The sequence below is a fragment of the Nocardia asteroides genome, from assembly GCA_019930625.1.
GTDB lineage: Bacteria > Actinomycetota > Actinomycetes > Mycobacteriales > Mycobacteriaceae > Nocardia > Nocardia sputi.
Window position 1 is genome coordinate 6,853,682 of the sequence record CP082844.1, and the last position, 18,929, is coordinate 6,872,610.

Sequence of the window (18,929 nt, forward strand, 5' to 3'; positions counted from 1 at the left end):
TTTCAGATACCGCACAGTGGACGCGTAGCAACCTTTGTCAGTAAGTCCTCGGCCGATTAGTACCGGTCACCTCCACACGTTACCGTGCTTCCAGTTCCGGCCTATCAACCCCATGGTCTATAGGGGGCCTTAACCACTCGAAGGTGGTGAGAAACCTCATCTTGGAACAGGCTTCCCGCTTAGATGCTTTCAGCGGTTATCCCTTCCGAACGTAGCCAACCAGCAGTGCCCTTGGCAGGACAACTGGCACACCAGAGGTTCGTCCGTCCCGGTCCTCTCGTACTAGGGACAGCCTTCCTCAAGTTTCTGACGCGCGCGGCGGATAGAGACCGAACTGTCTCACGACGTTCTAAACCCAGCTCGCGTGCCGCTTTAATGGGCGAACAGCCCAACCCTTGGGACCTACTCCAGCCCCAGGATGCGACGAGCCGACATCGAGGTGCCAAACCATCCCGTCGATATGGACTCTTGGGGAAGATCAGCCTGTTATCCCCGGGGTACCTTTTATCCGTTGAGCGACACCGCTTCCACATGCCGGTGCCGGATCACTAGTCCCGACTTTCGTCCCTGCTCGACCCGTCAGTCTCACAGTCAAGCTCCCTTGTGCACTTGCACTCGACACCTGATTGCCAACCAGGCTGAGGGAACCTTTGGGCGCCTCCGTTACATTTTGGGAGGCAACCGCCCCAGTTAAACTACCCACCAGGCACTGTCCCTGAACCCGATCAGGGTCCGAGGTTAGAAGTCCAATACGACCAGAGTGGTATTTCAACGACGACTCCACGAACACTGGCGTGCCCGCTTCACAGTCTCCCACCTATCCTACACAAACCGTACCGAACACCAATACCAAGCTATAGTGAAGGTCCCGGGGTCTTTTCGTCCTGCCGCGCGTAACGAGCATCTTTACTCGTAATGCAATTTCGCCGAGTCTGTGGTTGAGACAGCAGAGAAGTCGTTACGCCATTCGTGCAGGTCGGAACTTACCCGACAAGGAATTTCGCTACCTTAGGATGGTTATAGTTACCACCGCCGTTTACCGGGGCTTAAATTCTCAGCTTCGCGTCCGAAAACGCTAACCGGTCCTCTTAACCTTCCGGCACCGGGCAGGCGTCAGTCCGTATACATCGTCTTACGACTTCGCACGGACCTGTGTTTTTAGTAAACAGTCGCTTCTCTCTGGTCTCTGCGACCACACCCAGCTCGGAGAGCAAATCTCGTCACCAGACGTGGTCCCCCTTCTCCCGAAGTTACGGGGGCATTTTGCCGAGTTCCTTAACCACAGTTCTCTCGATCGCCTCGGTATTCTCTACCTGACCACCTGTGTCGGTTTGGGGTACGGGCCGTGTACCAACTCACTAGAGGCTTTTCTCGGCAGCATAGGATCACTGAATTCGCCTCAATCGGCTACGCATCACCTCTCAGGCACATGAATGGCGGATTTGCCTACCACTCGCCCTACAGGCTTACACCAGGTACTCCATCACCTGGCCCAGCTACCTTCCTGCGTCACCCCATCGCTTGACTACTACACCCAGGGTCTCGTGCATCCCCTTCCGGCTTCCCGAAGGAAGTCCATCCAGTTCAGGACGATTAGCACAGATGACTCGCCATTGGGCGCGGATACACGGGTACGGGAATATCAACCCGTTGTCCATCGACTACGCCTGTCGGCCTCGCCTTAGGTCCCGACTCACCCTGGGCGGATTAACCTGGCCCAGGAACCCTTGGTCATTCGGCGGACGAGTTTCTCACTCGTCTTTCGCTACTCATGCCTGCATTCTCACTCGCACAGCCTCCACAACTAGTTCACACTGCTGCTTCCACGGCTGCACGACGCTCCCCTACCCATCCCAGCTCCTGGCTCGAAAGCAAGATAATACTGGAATGCCGCGGCTTCGGCGGTGTACTTGAGCCCCGCTACATTGTCGGCGCAGGATCACTTGACCAGTGAGCTATTACGCACTCTTTCAAGGGTGGCTGCTTCTAAGCCAACCTCCTGGTTGTCTTCGCGACCCCACATCCTTTTCCACTTAGTACACGCTTAGGGGCCTTAGCCGGCGATCTGGGCTGTTTCCCTCTCGACTACGAAGCTTATCCCCCGCAGTCTCACTGCCACGCTCTCACACACCGGCATTCGGAGTTTGGCTGACTTCGGTAAGCTTGTAGGCCCCCTAGGCCATCCAGTAGCTCTACCTCCGGCGTGAAACACGTGACGCTGCACCTAAATGCATTTCGGGGAGAACCAGCTATCACGGAGTTTGATTGGCCTTTCACCCCTACCCACAGCTCATCCCCTCAGTTTTCAACCTAAGTGGGTTCGGGCCTCCACGACGTCTTACCGTCGCTTCACCCTGGCCATGGGTAGATCACTCCGCTTCGGGTCCATGATGTGCGACTCAACCGCCCTATTCGGACTCGCTTTCGCTACGGCTACCCCACACGGGTTAACCTCGCCACACACCGATGACTCGCAGGCTCATTCTTCAAAAGGCACGCCATCACCCCACCCCGAAGGGAAGGCTCTGACGGATTGTAAGCGTCCGGTTTCAGGTACTATTTCACTCCCCTCCCGGGGTACTTTTCACCTTTCCCTCACGGTACTAGTCCGCTATCGGTCACCAGGGAGTATTCAGGCTTACCGGGTGGTCCCGGCAGATTCACAGCAGATTTCACGGGCCCGCTGCTACTCGGGCACCCACTACAACAGAGCACGCATTTTCGCCTACGGGACTCTCACCCTCTACGACAGGCCGTTCCAGACCACTTCGACTAACACGCACTTTTCTGACTGTTGCCCACCACGGCAGTGATAGGAAAATGGGCCCCACTACCCCGTCCAGACAACCCCTGCCGGGTATCACATCTGAACGGTTTAGCCTCATCCGCTTTCGCTCGCCACTACTCACGGAATCACAATTGTTTTCTCTTCCTGTGGGTACTGAGATGTTTCACTTCCCCACGTTCCCTCCACACCGCCTATATATTCAGCGGCAGGTGACACGACATCACTCGTGCCGGGTTTCCCCATTCGGAAATCCTCGGATCTCAGCTCGGTTGACAGCTCCCCGAGGCTTATCGCAGCCTCCTACGTCCTTCATCGGCTCCTGGTGCCAAGGCATCCACCGAACGCTCTTCAACACTTACAAAACAAAGATGCTCGCGTCCACTGTGCAGTTCTCAAACAACACACCCACTCGAACCCGAACCCGACACCAGCCGAAGCAACAAAGCCCCGCGGTATGAACCGGAGATCCGAACGGATCGTATTTTTTGCCTGGAAAGAACGTCTGTTCTTTCAGGACCCAACAGTGTGTCGACTACATCCGACCCTCATCATCACAAAGACTCCGAGAACGATCGGCCCATGTCAGCGTTCCACCCATGAGCTCCGCAGTCCCACATTCGGGGACATAAGCGGCTCTGCCAGAAGCGATCCCGACTCCACGGGACACTCACTGGAGATGCTCCTTAGAAAGGAGGTGATCCAGCCGCACCTTCCGGTACGGCTACCTTGTTACGACTTCGTCCCAATCGCCGATCCCACCTTCGACGGCTCCCTCCCACAAGGGGTTAGGCCACCGGCTTCGGGTGTTACCGACTTTCATGACGTGACGGGCGGTGTGTACAAGGCCCGGGAACGTATTCACCGCAGCGTTGCTGATCTGCGATTACTAGCGACTCCAACTTCACGGGGTCGAGTTGCAGACCCCGATCCGAACTGAGACCGGCTTTAAGGGATTCGCTCCACCTCACGGTATCGCAGCCCTCTGTACCGGCCATTGTAGCATGTGTGAAGCCCTGGACATAAGGGGCATGATGACTTGACGTCGTCCCCACCTTCCTCCGAGTTGACCCCGGCAGTCTCCTGCGAGTCCCCGGCATAATCCGCTGGCAACACAGGACAAGGGTTGCGCTCGTTGCGGGACTTAACCCAACATCTCACGACACGAGCTGACGACAGCCATGCACCACCTGTACACCGACCACAAGGGGGCCTACATCTCTGCAGGTTTCCGGTGTATGTCAAACCCAGGTAAGGTTCTTCGCGTTGCATCGAATTAATCCACATGCTCCGCCGCTTGTGCGGGCCCCCGTCAATTCCTTTGAGTTTTAGCCTTGCGGCCGTACTCCCCAGGCGGGGCGCTTAATGCGTTAGCTACGGCACGGATCCCGTGGAAGGAAACCCACACCTAGCGCCCACCGTTTACGGCGTGGACTACCAGGGTATCTAATCCTGTTCGCTACCCACGCTTTCGCTTCTCAGCGTCAGTTACTGCCCAGAGACCCGCCTTCGCCACCGGTGTTCCTCCTGATATCTGCGCATTTCACCGCTACACCAGGAATTCCAGTCTCCCCTGCAGTACTCAAGTCTGCCCGTATCGCCTGCAAGCTCACAGTTGAGCTGTGAGTTTTCACAGACGACGCGACAAACCGCCTACAAGCTCTTTACGCCCAGTAATTCCGGACAACGCTCGCACCCTACGTATTACCGCGGCTGCTGGCACGTAGTTGGCCGGTGCTTCTTCTACAGGTACCGTCACTTACGCTTCGTCCCTGTCGAAAGAGGTTTACAACCCGAAGGCCGTCATCCCTCACGCGGCGTCGCTGCATCAGGCTTTCGCCCATTGTGCAATATTCCCCACTGCTGCCTCCCGTAGGAGTCTGGGCCGTGTCTCAGTCCCAGTGTGGCCGGTCGCCCTCTCAGGCCGGCTACCCGTCGTCGCCTTGGTAGGCCATTACCCCACCAACAAGCTGATAGGCCGCGGGCCCATCTCGCACCGATAAATCTTTCCACCCCCAGCCATGCGACCAGAAGTCATATCCGGTATTAGACCCAGTTTCCCAGGCTTATCCCGAAGTGCGAGGCAGATCACCCACGTGTTACTCACCCGTTCGCCGCTCGTGTACCCCGAAGGGCCTTACCGCTCGACTTGCATGTGTTAAGCACGCCGCCAGCGTTCGTCCTGAGCCAGGATCAAACTCTCCGTTGAAGACTCACAACCACACCCCCGAAAGGGTGCAATCAGATCAAAAACTAGAGTCCGAAAACCTAGCAAAACAATCGCCAGCAAAAAGCTGACAAAAAATGCCCGACCCTCCACACGGGGAGTGTAAGAGCCGGAACCAAAAAATATTTGGCACTGACATTCATCGACACACTATTGAGTTCTCAAAGAACACACGCACACACTTCCGGGCCGGTCTCAACCGAACCTTCTGTGAGGCAACTTTTCCAGTCTAAGCACGTAGTCAACCGAAGTCAAGTCCTGCCGGATGATCCACGCCACTCTGTATATCAGGCGCTCCTCGTCCTACCTCGTTTCCCGGTCCATCCGCTCAGCGTCTCCGCTTCGCTTCTCGGCTCCGGGTCGGTGTCCGTGTCGCTCTGACTTGGACTAAGTTACGCGGCGGATAACGCTACGTCAAATCGCCTGAACAACTTAGCGTTTCCGCAGGTCAGAGGGCGGGATTCGGAGTGATTGGCGGCTTGAATCACACGGATGTGATTCAAGCCACCACGAGGTTACACCCCTGCCCGCAGAACTCCGGCGAGGTTCTTCTTGCCGCGCCGCAGGACGAGCCAGCGTCCGTGCAGGTAGTCGGCATCGGCCGGAGTCCAATCGATATCGGAGATCTTCTCGTTGTTCACCGAGGCGCCGCCTTCGTTCACCGCGCGGCGAGCGGCCCCACGGCTCTCGGACAAGCCGGTCGCGACCAAGAGATCCACGATGGTGTTCGGCTCGCCTGCCTTGACCTGCGCGACCTCGCCGTCGATCGCAGCTTCGCGCAATGCCGCGCCGAGGGTCGCCTCGTCCAGCTCTCGCAGTTCTCCCCGGCCGAACAGCGCTTGACTGGCCAGCTGCACGGCGCGCGTGTCGGCTTCACCGTGCACCAGGGTCGTCATCTCGGCCGCGAGCCTGCGCTGCGCTTCCCTGGCGTGCGGGCGTTCGGCGGTCGCCCGCTCCAGTTCGTCGAGTTCCTCGCGGGACAGGAACGTGAACCACCGCAGGTAGCGCACCACGTCGGCATCGGCGGTGTTCACGAAGTACTGGTACCAGGCGTAGGGGCTGGTCATCTCGCGATCGAGCCACAGGCTGCCGCCGCCGGTGGACTTGCCGAACTTCTTGCCGTCGGCGGAGGTCACCAGCGGAACGGTGAGGGCGTGCACGGACGCGCCGTCCACCCGGCGGTTGAGCTCGACGCCGGCGATGATGTTGCCCCACTGGTCGGAGCCGCCCACCTGCAGCGTGCAACCGTAGTTGCGGCGCAGCTGCAGGTAGTCGTTGGCCTGCAGCAGCATGTAGCTGAACTCGGTGTAGGAGATGCCCTCGCCCTCCAGTCGTCGCTTGACGGTGTCACGCGCCAGCATGACGTTCACCGAGAAGTGCTTGCCGACATCGCGCAGGAAGTCCACCGCGGACAACGGCCCGGTCCAGTCCATGTTGTCGACGATGACCGCACCGGTGGGTGAGTCGTCCAGGTCGACGAAACGCTCCAACTGGGATCGGATCCGTTCGGCCCAGCCGGCAACGGTGTCGGCGGAGTTCATGGTCCGCTCGCCGACGTCGCGCGGGTCACCGATCAGCCCGGTGGCGCCACCGGCCAGCACGATGGGGCGGTGTCCGGCTCGCTGGAAACGCCTCAGGGCCAGCAGTGGCACCAAGTGGCCCGCGTGCAGGCTGGCGGCGGTGGGATCGAAGCCTGCATACAGGGTCAGCGGCCCGGCGGCCGCCGCACGCAAGGCATCCAGGTCGGTGGACTGCGCGATCAGTCCGCGCCAGGTCAGTTCGTCGATGATGTCGCCGCTCACGCTGTCCTATCTTTCCGCACGAGGTCCACGGCCTCGTGCGGACCTCGGTGTCGTGGCACGGCGTGGACAGTTGCCGGACTCTCACCGACCGTCGCCGGCACCTGGGAGGCGCATCGACCTCGAGCGCCTATCAGGTCGAGACTGCCGCGATGGCCGACTACAACGCGGCACGACGGCTGGTGGACCGAAGTCGACCGACCGTCCTCGTTCGCGTCTTCGCTCAACGAGACAGCGTTCCACGCACCGCGCGGCGATGCTGTCGTGCCGCTGGTAGGCGATCCAGGCGAACACCACGACCGGCACCAGCGGGAACGGCGCCAGCGCGGGAGCGCCCACGATGAATGAATGCCTGGGTGGCTCCCGCCGATGTCATGGTGACGGAGCGCCCGGCTGCGGTCGGACCGCTCAGCCGCGGCACCGGCAGCCCGACACCACCCGCGACCTCGATCAAGCCTGTGAGGTATCGGAGCCAGTCGCCGAAGCCGATCTCGTCGAAGATTCCCACGGCGTCAGCCTCACCGACGAGTTTCGGCAGCCCGAGGCGATGATCAGCAACAGACCGAGCAGGATCCGGAGTGTCCACAGGATGCGATCGTCAGGCGGACTTCACGGCGGGCAGCGGAGCACGCGGACTGCGGCGGTACACCGACACCGCCCGCGAACCCGGAAGCCAGAACCGCCACGGCACGTCCGCCGCGCTGCTGACACCGACCCGCGGGCCGCTCGTGATCTCGGCGGCCTCGACCGGGCCGTTCAATTCCAACCGGATCGGCGATGACGGATCGAACAGTGGAGTTCCGTAGTCGCTCAACGTGATTCCCAACGCGCTGCCGAAGTTGCCCGGCCCACGGGCCAAGCCGAGATCGGAGCGCGCGCCCGGGCGACGCGCCCGTACGGTCTCGAGCCCCTCGATCACCTCGCCGGAGCGGATCAGCACGGCGCTGGCGACTCCATCCGGGCCGCTCGTCACGTTGATGCAGGTGTGCATGCCGTAGCTGAGATAGACGTACAGCACACCGGCAGGACCGAACATCACTTCATTGCGCTTGGTCCGGCCACGACCGGAATGCGAAGCCGGGTCCGGCCACGGCCCGGCCGGGTCGCCCCCGTAGGCCTCGACTTCGACGATGCGCACCGCGACCGGTCCCGACCGCAACGTGGCTCCGAGCAAGCGCCGGGCGGCGGCGGGTGGTTCGACGGCGAGTTCCTCGACAGTATGGGCACACACAGTCGCCATTGTCCTCGACGGCTCCGACATGGCTCGCCGAGCCACTGTGACCGCGGCGCGCAGCCCACACTCGGATCGATCACGCCGGAACCCTGAAGGGGTGCCGCTGAGCCGATCCAAACGGTCGGATCACCGAGGCAGGGTTCGCGGGTGGTGACGACCATAGGACAGGCGTACGGGCCGGGACGTGAGTCCCCGAGCTGTGTTCCGAGTCGGACGAGGCGATCGCACGGCGGCCGGACCACCCTGACGGTTGCGTCGCCTGCCGTCAGGGGCGGGACGGGAAGGAAATAGGGACGCTCCCGGATGTGTTGGAGCGCCGTCGATTCTACCGTCGGTCCATGTCTTCGGATTCCCGGCCGCACAGGTGGCGACGGTTGCTCCTGGTCCTCGTCTCCGTCGTGACTCTGCTGGTTCTGGCCATATTCGCCGGCGTGGCCCGGGTGTACGTCGAGGCGACCGTATCCACGGTCGGCAGTACCGACTTCCGGAACGAACTCGTCGTTCCTCCACTCGCGCCGTCCCGGCTCGGCACCGACGGAATTCGTACGTTCGAACTCGACATGCGACCGGGGCGGAGGGAATTCCTCCCGGGCCGGGCTACCGAGACCTGGGGTTTCAACGGCGACTACCTGGGTCCGACGCTGCGGGCGCGGCGCGGGGAGAAGGTGGCGGTCACCGTGCGCAACAACCTGCCGGAGGCCTCCACCGTGCATTGGCACGGTATGCACCTGCCCGCCGCGATGGACGGCGGCCCGCACCAGATGATCGCGCCCGCAGCGGCGTGGACGCCGACTTGGAGCATCGATCAACCCGCTGCCACGCTCTGGTATCACCCCCATCCGCACGGCGCGACCGAGAGCCATGTGCGCCGCGGATTGGCAGGCATGTTCCTGCTCGACGACGACGCGTCCACCGATCTGCCACTCCCCTCGACCTACGGCGTGGACGACCTGCCGGTGATCGTGCAGGACGTGAGATTCGACGGCGCGGCATTCGACTCCGCGCACAGGGTGTTCCGCGATGCCGGATTCCTCGGCGATCGGACGATGGTCAACGGGACGCTCGCGCCCTACCGGAACGTCGCCGATGAACTCCTCCGCCTGCGACTGCTCAACGCTTCGACCGCACGCACTTACACCTTCGAGTTCTCCGACCTGCGCGCGTTCTTCCTCGTCGCCACGGACGGCGGCCTGGTCGAACGCCCCAGCAGCCTGGCTCGGCTGCGGTTGTCGCCGGGCGAGCGAGCCGAGATCGTGGTGCGGATGCGGCCGGGCGAGCGCACCGTGCTGCGCAGCGGCGAACTCGACGCCGGGCTCGATTTCTGGACCCAGCGTTTCTCCGGTGGGGACGACACCTTCGACCTTCTCGAATTGCGCGCGGCCCAGACGCTGCGGCCCTCACCGGCCTTACCCGCGACGCTGGCTTCGCCCACCACGCCGGATGGCGGCGATTCGGTGCGGGAACGGCATTTCGACCTGAACCTGAGCGGGATCAACGGCACGCCGATGGATATGGACCGCATCGACTTCGCGGTCACTCGCGGCACCGCGGAGACCTGGGTGGTGCGCAACAACGACGGGATGCCGCACAACTTCCACGTCCACGACGTGCAGTTCCGCGTGCTCGCACTGAACGACGGCCCACCGCCGGCCGGGTCGAAGGACACCATCTACCTGCCCCCGGGGAGCACGGCGCGACTGGCCATGCGGTTCGACGGCCCGGCGGATGCCGACTCGCCGTACATGTACCACTGCCACCTGCTCTGGCACGAGGACCTCGGGATGATGGGCCAGTTCGTGGTCGTGGACCCGGGCCAGGCAGCGGGCAGACCGCCGACCCACCACGGCCACTGATTACTCGGTCCGGCGCTCTTGCCTAGTCAGCGCAGGCGAGATAAATTCATCACATAGTGAATTCAACACTCGATGAATTGAGGCGGCCGTGTCGCAACCCACCCCATCCCCCGCCGTCCAAGTACGGAACCTGCGGGTCCGCCGCGGCGGCCGGGAGGTCCTGCGCGACGTCTCGCTGACCATCCCGTCCGGTTCGATCACCGGGCTGCTCGGTCCGTCCGGGTGCGGCAAGACCACACTGATGCGCTGCGTCGTGGGCACTCAGATCACGGAGTCCGGTGAGGTCACCGCGCTCGGCATCCCGGCGGGCTCCGCGGCGTTGCGCCACCGGATCGGCTACGTCACCCAGGCGCCGAGCATTTACAACGACATCAGCGTCCGCGAGAACGTCGCGTACTTCGCCGCGCTCTACGGCCGCGACCGCGCCGACGTCGACGACGCGATCACGGCGGTCGGCTTGACCGAGCACGCCCAGCAGCGCGGTGACGAGCTCTCCGGCGGCCAGAAGACGCGCGCGTCCCTCGCGTGCGCGCTGGTAGCCCAGCCTCAGCTGCTGGTCTTGGACGAACCGACGGTGGGTCTTGATCCCGTGCTGCGGGTCGAGCTGTGGAAGCAGTTCCACGAGCTGGCCGCGAACGGGACGACCCTGTTGGTGTCCAGTCACGTCATGGACGAGGCCGAGCACTGTGACCGGCTGCTGCTGATGCGCGACGGTCAGCTGCTCGCCCAGCTCAGTCCCGACGAACTACGCGCGCGGACCGGGGAACAGAACCTGGAGACCGCCTTCCTCACACTGATCACGATGGGACAGAACGCATGACCGCCACCTCGGCAGCCGCGCCCCGGCGGACGCCCACTATGCGTCCCTACGCCGCGACCACCGGTCGCATCCTGCGGCAGCTGCGCAATGACCACCGCACCGTCGCCATGATCCTGGTGGTTCCCGCCCTGCTGATGACGCTGCTGTATTTCATCTACAAGGACACCCCGACCAACCCGATGAATCCGGTCTCGCTGTTCGACCGAGTCGGCATCAGCATGCTCGGCATCCTGCCGTTCATCGTGATGTTCCTGATCACCGCGATCGCCATGCAGCGCGAACGCACCTCGGGCACGCTGGAGCGGCTGCTGTCCACCCCGCTGACGAAACTCGACCTGCTCGCCGGATACGGCACCGCGTTCTCGCTGGCCGCCGCCGCTCAAGCGACCGTCGCCTGCCTGGTCTCCTTCGGGTTGCTGGGGCTCGGCGCGGCGGGCAGCCCCGGTTGGGTCGTGCTGATCGCGGTGGTCGACGCGGTGTGCGGGGTGGCCCTCGGCCTGCTGGCAAGCGCTTTCGCCCGCACCGAATTCCAGGCCGTACAGTTCATGCCGGTCGTGGTCGCACCGCAGATCTTTTTGTGCGGCTTGCTCGTTCCCCGCGACCAGCTGCCCGATTGGCTGGAGGTGATCAGCGACGTGATGCCGTTGAGTTACGCGGTCGATGCGCTGCAACAGGTTTCAGTGCATCCGGAGGTCACCGGTGCGATGTGGCGTGACCTGGCCATCGTCGCGGCATTCGCGATCGTCGCCCTGTGCCTGGGCGCGGCGACGCTACGACGGCGGACCGAGTGAGGGCAGGCGACGATTCCGGCGGTGCCGAGCGGCCCCTGCGCACCGGGCGTCGACCAGGTCGATCGGGCGCCCGCGAGGCCATCCTCGCGGCCGCCCGCGCGCGTTTCGCCGAGGCGGGCTTCGACAAGACCTCGGTGCGCGCGGTCGCCGCCGACGCGGGGGTGGATCCGGCCCTGGTGCACCACTACTTCGGCACCAAGCAACAGCTCTTCGCCGCGGTGGTGGAGCTGCCGGTGGATCCCGAGGCGACCTTGCGGATCCTCGATTCCGTGCCCCTGGAACAGTTGGGCGAGACCATCATTCGCGCGGTCGTGGGGGTATGGGACTCCCCGGCGGGTCCCGGTGTGGTCGCGGTGGTGCGCAGCATCCTGGCCGGCAACGACGACCCGGCGCTGGCCAGGACGTTTCTCTTGGAAGTCGTGCTGGAACGCGTCCGCCAGCGCATCGCCACCCCGGAGGACGACGGTCGCACCCGGGTCGCACTGGTGGCGTCGCAGATGATCGGCGTGCTGGTGGGCCGCAAGATCATCGGCGTCGAGCCGCTGGCCTCGATGCCCGCGGCCGACCTGGCGGCCACGGTGGGCCCGACGCTGCAACGCTATCTGACCGGTGACATCACGCGGAGACCGGTGTAAAGGTCACCGCTGCGCGGGCCGTCACTCCACGACTTCGACGACGTCACCCGGCCACAGGTACTCGTAGAACGCCTTCGCGCCCTCGTGGGTCATCCGGACGCAGCCGTGCGACTTCTTCTCGATCGGGCCGACGTGGAAGGCGATGTCGCCGTTGAAGAAGGTCGCGTACGGCATCGGAGCGTTGTGCATGGTGCTCCAATGGAACTCCCGCTTGAACGACACGCGGAAGACTCCGGGCGGCGTCTCGTATCCGGGCATCCCGTGCGAAATGGGGGTCGGGCCGTAGACCACCTTGCCCTCGTCCATCAGCCAGGCTTCATCCGTCGACAGCCGCATGCACGCACGGGCCGCCGTGGAACACGGAGCGACCGGCGGCGGGGGCGGAATCAGGGCGGGCATACCCGGAATGTCCGGTCCACCCGGCCAGAGCGGTTCGGCCTGCGCGGGCGCCGCTACGACCAATCCCGCCGCGGCTGCGCAGGCAATCGCACATCGAGCTGTCCAGTTACGTAAACGCGAGCTGCTCATTACGTTCCCGACCTCTCTCCCCATACGCCACCTGTGCCGCTCGTCAGGCTGGCCGCACCACCCCTTTGCTGGAGCGAATGGACCGTCTCGAGGTGCAAATGATCATGGCGGACCCGGCTTCAAACGGTCAATGGAGGCAAAACGACCGTGACTCATCCGTTGCCCGGGGGACGCCCCGACCGCCGCGAGGCAGACGGGAGAGGAATGGCAGCAGGACGTGCGGAGGATCAGGCGTCGGCCTGCGCGATGAACGCGTCGTGTTCGGCGTCGGTGACGTCCCTGGCTTCGTCGACGAGCAGGACCGGGATGCCATTCTCGATCGGGTATGCCCGGCGCAGGCGCGGGTTGTAGAGCAGCGCGCTGCCGTCGGCGGCACGGACCAGCCGCAGCGGTCCCTTGTCCTGCGGGCAAGCCAGCAGGCTCAACAGTGTGGCGTCCAGGGTGGTGTGCTCAGGCATACGAGAAAACCTACCTCCCGGGCGGACCGGACCGAGAACCGTCCACACCGAGCGCCGGCGTCCGGCGGAACGAGATGTGGCGATGCCCGAAGAAGCTGGCGCCGGCCACCAGCGCCATCACCGCGACCGCCGACGGGATGCGCGGCAGATGCAGGACCGATACCCCCACCTGGAGCAGCGCCATGTTCAGCGCCAGCCCGCCGGAGTTCACCGCGACGAACGCGAAGAAATCGCGCCTCAGGCGTCCGCGCACGCGGAACACGAGGGTCCGGTGCAGGACGAACGCCACGACGACGCTGACGCTGTAGGCCAGGGCGGGTGCGACGGCGGCGGGCACCCGCTCGCCCAGCACCGCCAGCCACGTCACCGTCAAGACCATGCCGAGGCCCGTATTCACCATGCCCACGAGGGCGAACGCGATCTCCTGACGTCGCACCAATCGCAGCAGCGGACCGGGATCGGCGGGAAGCGGCGTGGTCTTTTCCGCCACGCTGGTGAGCCGGGCGTCCGTCACGAAGGCCCGAGGCGCCTCCGTCACACCCGCGACGTCGCGCCGCATACCCGTCGTCGGCGCGCCGACTCGATCCGCCGCGCCCCCGTTCATCGGACGGCGTCGGCCAAGTCGGTCTCCGGTGTCACGGCCGCGTCGCCCGGGGACGGCGCGTCACCTGCTTCGACCGATCGGTCCGGCCGCCGCCTGCCGCGCCGGTACACCCACTGCAGCAGCGCGATGCCGAGCATCCCCAGCAGCGCCGCGGCGACGCCGATCCGCCAGCCGGGCGGCTGCCAGGACAGCACCAGCTCACCGGAGCTGCCAGCCGGAAGATCGACCGCGACAAAGGTTTTCGCCACCAGGGTGGACGGGATCTCGCGGCCGTCCAGCGTCACCCGGTAGCCCGGCCAGCCGAGCCGGGCGAAGACGACCCGCCCGCCCTCCGGCGAACTCACGCGGACCCTGCTGGTCGTGTCCGATTCGGCGACCGATGTGGCCGTCACGCCCTGGACGGCCGCGACCCGGCCGTCGCGGGCCGAGATCAGGCCGTCGATGCGTTCCAGCACCGCGATGTACTTCTCGTGCCCTGGATAGTCGACCCACCTCCAGCCGGAGGGCGCGGGCTGGTCGCGCGCGTCCGGATACAGGGCGCGATGCAGCACGACCCGATCGACTTTCATCAAGTCGACGATGGTCCGGCCGGTGGTCGGCTCGGCGGCGAAGGCGCGCCGGTAGGCGTCCGGGCAGACGCTGGTGTCCCACCGCATGCACAGCGTCTCGCCGAACCAGTAGTGCCCGTTGGGGGTGTACCCGCTGACGTAGGTCAGCTCGAGATTTTTGGCGTAGTTGCCGAAAACCAGCGAGCCATACGCACCGGAGAGATTCCGTTCCGCCGGCGGGATGAGCATACGGTCCCCGAGTTGGAGCGTTGTGCCCGCGAAATCGGGGAACGCGGCCTTCATCTCCGACCGGTTCTCCGGCAGATTCCAGCCCATCGGCGTCGGTTGCGCGGCCGACACCTGCCAATACGCGATCGGGAACACCGAAACGACGACCAGCGCGCACGCGGCCGCCGTGCCGTGGCTGCGCCCGAGCCAGACCGCCACCGCGCCGAGCGCGGCCACACCGAGCGCCGCGAGGACGTGCCCGACCACCTCCTGCGGGGCGGCCGAGAACGAACGCGCCCACAACAGGCCGATGAGCACCGCGGCCGCGATGCCACGCCGCCGCCGGTCCTGGAAGGTCGCGAAGCGGCCCAGCAGCACGCACACCAGTACCAGCAGGCCGAGCGCGACCATCGGCAGCACCCGGGCGGGCCAGCGCAGCGGGCCGATCGCGCCGGGCCCGGCTGTCCACATCAGCGCCATCACCGCGAACAGCGCGGGCGCGACGAATTCGCGCGCGCCGCGCAGCGCCCGGGGCCAGTCGACGAAGGCCAACGCCGGAATCAGGAACCACGCGATGTAGACCACCGGCATCGGCTGCACGTACCCCCACCAGGAATTGAAGGCGGGCAGCGAACTGGGCAGGCTGGCGTTCAACGACTCCGACCACGGCACCGTGAGGAACTGGTCGTTGTTGATCTGCGCGGTGCCGCGCCAAGTCACCTTCGCCGACAGCATGCTCGGCAGGTAGGTCGCCAATCCGGCCAGAGCCGCACAGGCCGCGACCGTGAGCAGGCGCAGGGAGGGCCGCCACGCCTTCTGATGGACGAGTTCGCCGATCGCGACGGCGCCCACCATCAGACCGGCCTCGACCGCGGGAAAGATGTACTGCACCGAGATGGCCAGGTACAGGAAGACGAACGTCGGAATCGGCCCGCTGCGCCCGCGGGCGTACCGCACCCCCGAAGCCCACGCGTGCGCCATCCAGGCGGTGCCGGTGAACGCGGTCATCCAGCTGGCTTCGTCGAAGAACAGCAGCCATCCTGTGAACGGCATGGCGACGCCGGCCACCGCCGCCCAAGGGGCCTTCGCCCCGTAGGCCGAACAGATCCGATAGACGCCGAGCGCGAGGATGATCGCGAAGATCAGCTTCACCACGGTGGCGTACAGCGCCAGATTGTCGACCGACGGAGCGATCAGGTCGATCAGCAGTTGCGGCGGATTGAGCAGACCGGCTTCTTCGATGGCGTAGTTGCCTGCCATCCAATGCTCGGGCACCAGCGCGGGAAAACGTCCCTCGCGCAGATACCGGCCGAGCATCACCCAGAGCGGGGCGTACTGCGACTCCGTGTCGTCGGTATAGAAATGCCGGGCATTGGCTAGTAGAACGGCACCGTATCCCGCGATCACCCCGAGCGCCGTGATAGCGCCCCATGTGAGATCTTCTCGCGAAGGAAAGGTTCGACGTTCGGCCACGAGTCACAGACCATACCCGCAACTCGGCGCCGTTCCGGCAAGCCAGTGCCGGAAGGCCGTCGGCGAAGGCGCTATCCGGTCGCGTGCGCCGACGGAGTCTCCGGCCTACGGCGGAACGAGATGTAGCGATGGCCGAAGAAACTGGCGAACGCGACCAGCCCCATCACCACGACCGCCGCCGGAATCCGCGGCAGGTGCAGCACCGAGACGGCCAGCGACAGCAGCACCGTGTTCATCAGCAGCCCACCGGAATTCACCACGACGAAGCCGGCGAAGTCGCGCAATACCCGGCCGCGCACCCGGAACACGAGGGTTCGGTGCAGAACGAAAGCGACGACGATCCCCATGCCGTAGGCCAGCACCACCGAGACGGCGGGCGGCCACGCGTCACCGAGCACCGCGAGCCACGCGACCGTCAGCCCCATGCCGAGCAGGGTGTTGCACGCGCCGACCAGGGCGAATGCCACCTCCTGACGACGGACCGCCCGCACCAGCAGGCCTGCCTCGGGCTCCGGTGCCGCCGCGCCGGGATCCGCGACCACGGGACGCGCGTTCGTCTTCACGAAACGACGTCCGCCAATTCGCGATCCGTCTCGGCGGGTTCGGCGGCGCCGGTCTGCTCCGGCTGCTCGCGTCGCCGGGAGCGGATATACAGCCACTGCAGAACGCCGAGGCCGAGCACGCCGGCCAGCGCGGTGGCGATGCCGATCTTCCAGCCCGGGGGACGCCAGGTCAGCACCAGTTCGGCGTTCTGGGTACCCGCGGGAACCTCGACGGCGACGAAGGACTTGGCGACAGTCGTGATCGGAAGAGACTCGCCGTTCAAGGTGACGCGGTATCCCGGCCAGCCCAGCCGGGCGAACACGACCCGGCCGCCGTCGGCCGAGGACACGCGGACGCGGCTGGTGGTGTCGGTTTCGGATATGGACGTCGCGGTCACGTCGTCGGCGGCGGCGACGCGGCCGTTCTTCGTCGAGACGAGTCCGTCCACCCGTTCCAGCACCGCGATGTAGCGCTCGTGACCGGGATAGTCCACCCACTTCCAGCCCTCGGGCGCCGGTTGGTTGCCCGCGTCCGGGAACAGCGCTCGTTGCAGCACCACCCGGTCCAGCTTCATCAGGTCGACCAGCGGCCGTCCCGTGGACTGCTCCGGCGCGAACATCCGCCGGTAGGCGTCCGGGCAGACGCTGCCGTCCCAGCGCATGCACAGCATCTCGCCGAAGTAGAAGTGACCGCTCGGGGTGTAACCGTTCACATAGTCGAGTTCGACGCCGCGGGCGTAGTTGCCGAAGACCAGTGACCCGTACGCGCCCTCGACGCTCTTGTCCTGAGGCTGCAACAGACCGCGGTCGCCTAGCTGGATCGAGGTACCCGCGAAGTCCGGGAACGCCGCCTTGGCCTCCGATCGCTTCGCGGGCAGGTTCCACGACATCGGAGTCGGTTGCGCGGCGCTGACCTGGAAGTACGCGATCGGGAACATCGCAAGGACGGTGAGAGCGCAGACCGCCGCGGTCCCCTTGGTTCGCCCGAGCCACACCGCCGCGGCCACCAGGGCGGCCAGCGCGAGCGCCGCGACTACGTGCCAGATCGCGTCGTGCGGGTCGGCGGAGAACGAGCGCACCCACAGCAGCAGGATCAGCACGCCCGCCGCTGTGCCACGGTTCTTCGGGTCGCGCACGGTCCCGTAGCGGCCCAGCAGCACGCACACCAGCACGAGCAGGCCGATGGCCAGCATCGGCAGGACGCGCGCCGGCCAGCGCAGCGGTCCGACCGAGCCGGGACCCGCGGTCCACATCAGCATCATGATCGCGAAGATCGCGACCGCGCTGAGTTCCCGCCAGGACTCCTTGGCGCGGCGCCAGTCGATGAACGCCAGGGCGGGAATCAGGAACCACGCGATGTAGGTGACCGGCAGCGGCTGCACGTACCCCCACCACGAACTGAACGCGGGCAGCGAACTGGGCAGGCTGGCGTTCAACGACTCCGACCACGGCACCGTGAGGAACTGGTCGTTGTTGATCTGCGCGGTGCCGCGCCAAGTCACCTTCGCCGACAGCATCGACGGCAAGAAGGTCAGCAGACCCGCGAACCCGGCGCAGCCCGCCGCGAGGGTCAGCCGGAGCACCGGCTGCCACTTGCGCTGGTGTACGAGTTCGCCAACGGCCACCGCCACCAGCATCAGCACCGCTTCCACCGCCGGGAAGATGTACTGCGTCGAGATGGTCAGATACAGGTAGACGAAGACGGGGACGGGCCCGCCGAGACCGCGCGTGTAGCGCACCGAGGCCGCCCAGGCGTGCACCAGCCACGCGGTGCCGGTGAGCGCGGTCATCCAGCTGGCTTCGTCGAAGAACAGGAAGAAGCCCGACAGCGGCAGCGCGATGCCCGCCACCGCCGACCAGGCCGGCCGCCCGCCGTAGGCGAGGCAGACGCGGTACACCCCGAGCGCTGCGATGATCGAGAAGATCAGCTTCACAACGGTGGCGTACAGCGCGACGTTGTCCACCGAGGGTGCGATCAGATCGATCAGCAGCTGCGGCGGATTGAACAGTCCCGCGTCGTCCATGGTGTTGTTGCCCGACATCCACTGTTCGGGGACCATGACCGGGAACTCCCCCGCGCGCAGGGCACGGCCCAGGCCGACCCACAGCGAGGTGTACTGGGACTCGGTGTCGTCGGTGAAGAAATGCCTGGCGTTGGCCAGCAGGACAGCGAGGTAACCCGCGACCACTCCGAGCGCGGTGATGACCCCCCACCGGTAGACATCTCGCCGCGAATAGACATCCGGCCGCGAGCCGAGCACTGCACTGTCCGTCACGAGTTCCAAACCCTACAGGGCGGCTGTGCGGTTGGCATCGCTCGTGGACGCCGCCAAGATGGGGGCATGATCAGCTGCTCCGGTGGCCGCGTATCGCACCGTGCTAAAGTCCACACCGGTTCGGGCTC

Annotated in this window: 12 protein-coding genes, 2 rRNA genes and 1 pseudogene; 4 read left to right on the forward strand and 11 right to left on the reverse strand. The window is 65.1% G+C overall.

Going from position 1 to position 18,929, the window contains the following annotated elements; translation table 11 throughout:
- Positions 1–36: 36 nt before the first annotated feature.
- The 5 genes and pseudogenes from K8O92_30950 to K8O92_30970 all read right to left on the reverse strand — a co-directional run bounded on the left by K8O92_30950 (position 37) and on the right by K8O92_30970 (position 8,051).
- Positions 37–3,149, reverse strand: a 23S ribosomal RNA gene (locus tag K8O92_30950).
- 326 nt (positions 3,150–3,475) lie between these two features.
- Positions 3,476–4,994: ribosomal RNA gene (locus K8O92_30955) — 16S ribosomal RNA — on the reverse strand.
- Together the 16S and 23S rRNA genes form the textbook arrangement of a ribosomal RNA operon.
- Before the next feature lie 533 nt (positions 4,995–5,527).
- Positions 5,528–6,814, reverse strand: coding sequence for a tyrosine--tRNA ligase (tyrS, locus tag K8O92_30960; protein UAK32089.1), 1,287 nt, complete (start codon positions 6,812–6,814; stop codon positions 5,528–5,530).
- A gap of 81 nt (positions 6,815–6,895) precedes the next feature.
- Positions 6,896–7,402, reverse strand: a pseudogene (locus tag K8O92_30965) (DoxX family protein).
- Between the two features lie 7 nt (positions 7,403–7,409).
- Positions 7,410–8,051 carry a DNA-3-methyladenine glycosylase gene (locus tag K8O92_30970; protein ID UAK32090.1) on the reverse strand — a complete coding sequence of 214 codons (642 nt, stop codon included), beginning with the start codon at positions 8,049–8,051 and terminating at the stop codon, positions 7,410–7,412.
- 332 nt (positions 8,052–8,383) lie between these two features.
- Here K8O92_30970 and K8O92_30975 point away from each other — a divergent pair, with 332 nt between their 5' ends.
- The 4 genes from K8O92_30975 to K8O92_30990 all read left to right on the forward strand — a co-directional run bounded on the left by K8O92_30975 (position 8,384) and on the right by K8O92_30990 (position 12,144).
- On the forward strand, positions 8,384–9,898 hold the full coding sequence (locus K8O92_30975) for a multicopper oxidase domain-containing protein (GenBank protein UAK32091.1): 1,515 nt from the start codon (positions 8,384–8,386) through the stop codon (positions 9,896–9,898).
- A gap of 88 nt (positions 9,899–9,986) precedes the next feature.
- Entirely contained in the window at positions 9,987–10,718 is a 732-nt protein-coding gene (locus tag K8O92_30980) for an ABC transporter ATP-binding protein (GenBank protein ID UAK32092.1), read from the forward strand.
- Positions 10,715–11,509 (forward strand): ABC transporter permease, encoded by a 795-nt coding sequence (locus K8O92_30985; GenBank protein ID UAK32093.1) that lies wholly within the window; start codon positions 10,715–10,717, stop codon positions 11,507–11,509. The genes K8O92_30980 and K8O92_30985 overlap by 4 nt, the downstream gene beginning before the upstream one ends.
- Positions 11,506–12,144, forward strand: coding sequence for a TetR family transcriptional regulator (locus K8O92_30990; GenBank protein UAK32094.1), 639 nt, complete (start codon positions 11,506–11,508; stop codon positions 12,142–12,144). The genes K8O92_30985 and K8O92_30990 overlap by 4 nt, the downstream gene beginning before the upstream one ends.
- Before the next feature lie 21 nt (positions 12,145–12,165).
- Here K8O92_30990 and K8O92_30995 read toward each other — a convergent pair whose 3' ends face one another.
- The 6 genes from K8O92_30995 to K8O92_31020 all read right to left on the reverse strand — a co-directional run bounded on the left by K8O92_30995 (position 12,166) and on the right by K8O92_31020 (position 18,729).
- On the reverse strand, positions 12,166–12,696 hold the full coding sequence (locus K8O92_30995; protein UAK32095.1) for a L,D-transpeptidase: 531 nt from the start codon (positions 12,694–12,696) through the stop codon (positions 12,166–12,168).
- Between the two features lie 203 nt (positions 12,697–12,899).
- Entirely contained in the window at positions 12,900–13,130 is a 231-nt protein-coding gene (locus tag K8O92_31000) for a Trm112 family protein (protein UAK32096.1), read from the reverse strand.
- A 10-nt stretch (positions 13,131–13,140) separates the two neighbouring features.
- Positions 13,141–13,689 (reverse strand): GtrA family protein, encoded by a 549-nt coding sequence (locus tag K8O92_31005; GenBank protein ID UAK36042.1) that lies wholly within the window; start codon positions 13,687–13,689, stop codon positions 13,141–13,143.
- Positions 13,690–13,730: 41 nt separating this feature from the next.
- On the reverse strand, positions 13,731–15,983 hold the full coding sequence (locus K8O92_31010; protein ID UAK32097.1) for a hypothetical protein: 2,253 nt from the start codon (positions 15,981–15,983) through the stop codon (positions 13,731–13,733).
- Between the two features lie 71 nt (positions 15,984–16,054).
- A complete protein-coding gene (locus K8O92_31015; protein ID UAK36043.1) occupies positions 16,055–16,525 on the reverse strand; it encodes a GtrA family protein in 471 nt (156 codons plus the stop codon).
- 17 nt (positions 16,526–16,542) lie between these two features.
- Positions 16,543–18,729, reverse strand: coding sequence for a hypothetical protein (locus tag K8O92_31020; protein UAK36044.1), 2,187 nt, complete (start codon positions 18,727–18,729; stop codon positions 16,543–16,545).
- Positions 18,730–18,929 lie beyond the last annotated feature (200 nt).

Bases quoted from the DNA above. Each gene is read 5' to 3' on its own strand.
- K8O92_30970 (UAK32090.1), bottom strand. From the start codon at position 8,051: ATGGCGACTGTGTGTGCCCATACTGTCGAGGAACTCGCCGTCGAACCA.
- K8O92_30975 (UAK32091.1), top strand. From the start codon at position 8,384: ATGTCTTCGGATTCCCGGCCGCACAGGTGGCGACGGTTGCTCCTGGTC.
- K8O92_30985 (UAK32093.1), top strand. From the start codon at position 10,715: ATGACCGCCACCTCGGCAGCCGCGCCCCGGCGGACGCCCACTATGCGT.
- K8O92_30995 (UAK32095.1), bottom strand. From the start codon at position 12,696: ATGGGGAGAGAGGTCGGGAACGTAATGAGCAGCTCGCGTTTACGTAAC.
- K8O92_31000 (UAK32096.1), bottom strand. From the start codon at position 13,130: ATGCCTGAGCACACCACCCTGGACGCCACACTGTTGAGCCTGCTGGCT.
- K8O92_31005 (UAK36042.1), bottom strand. From the start codon at position 13,689: ATGCGGCGCGACGTCGCGGGTGTGACGGAGGCGCCTCGGGCCTTCGTG.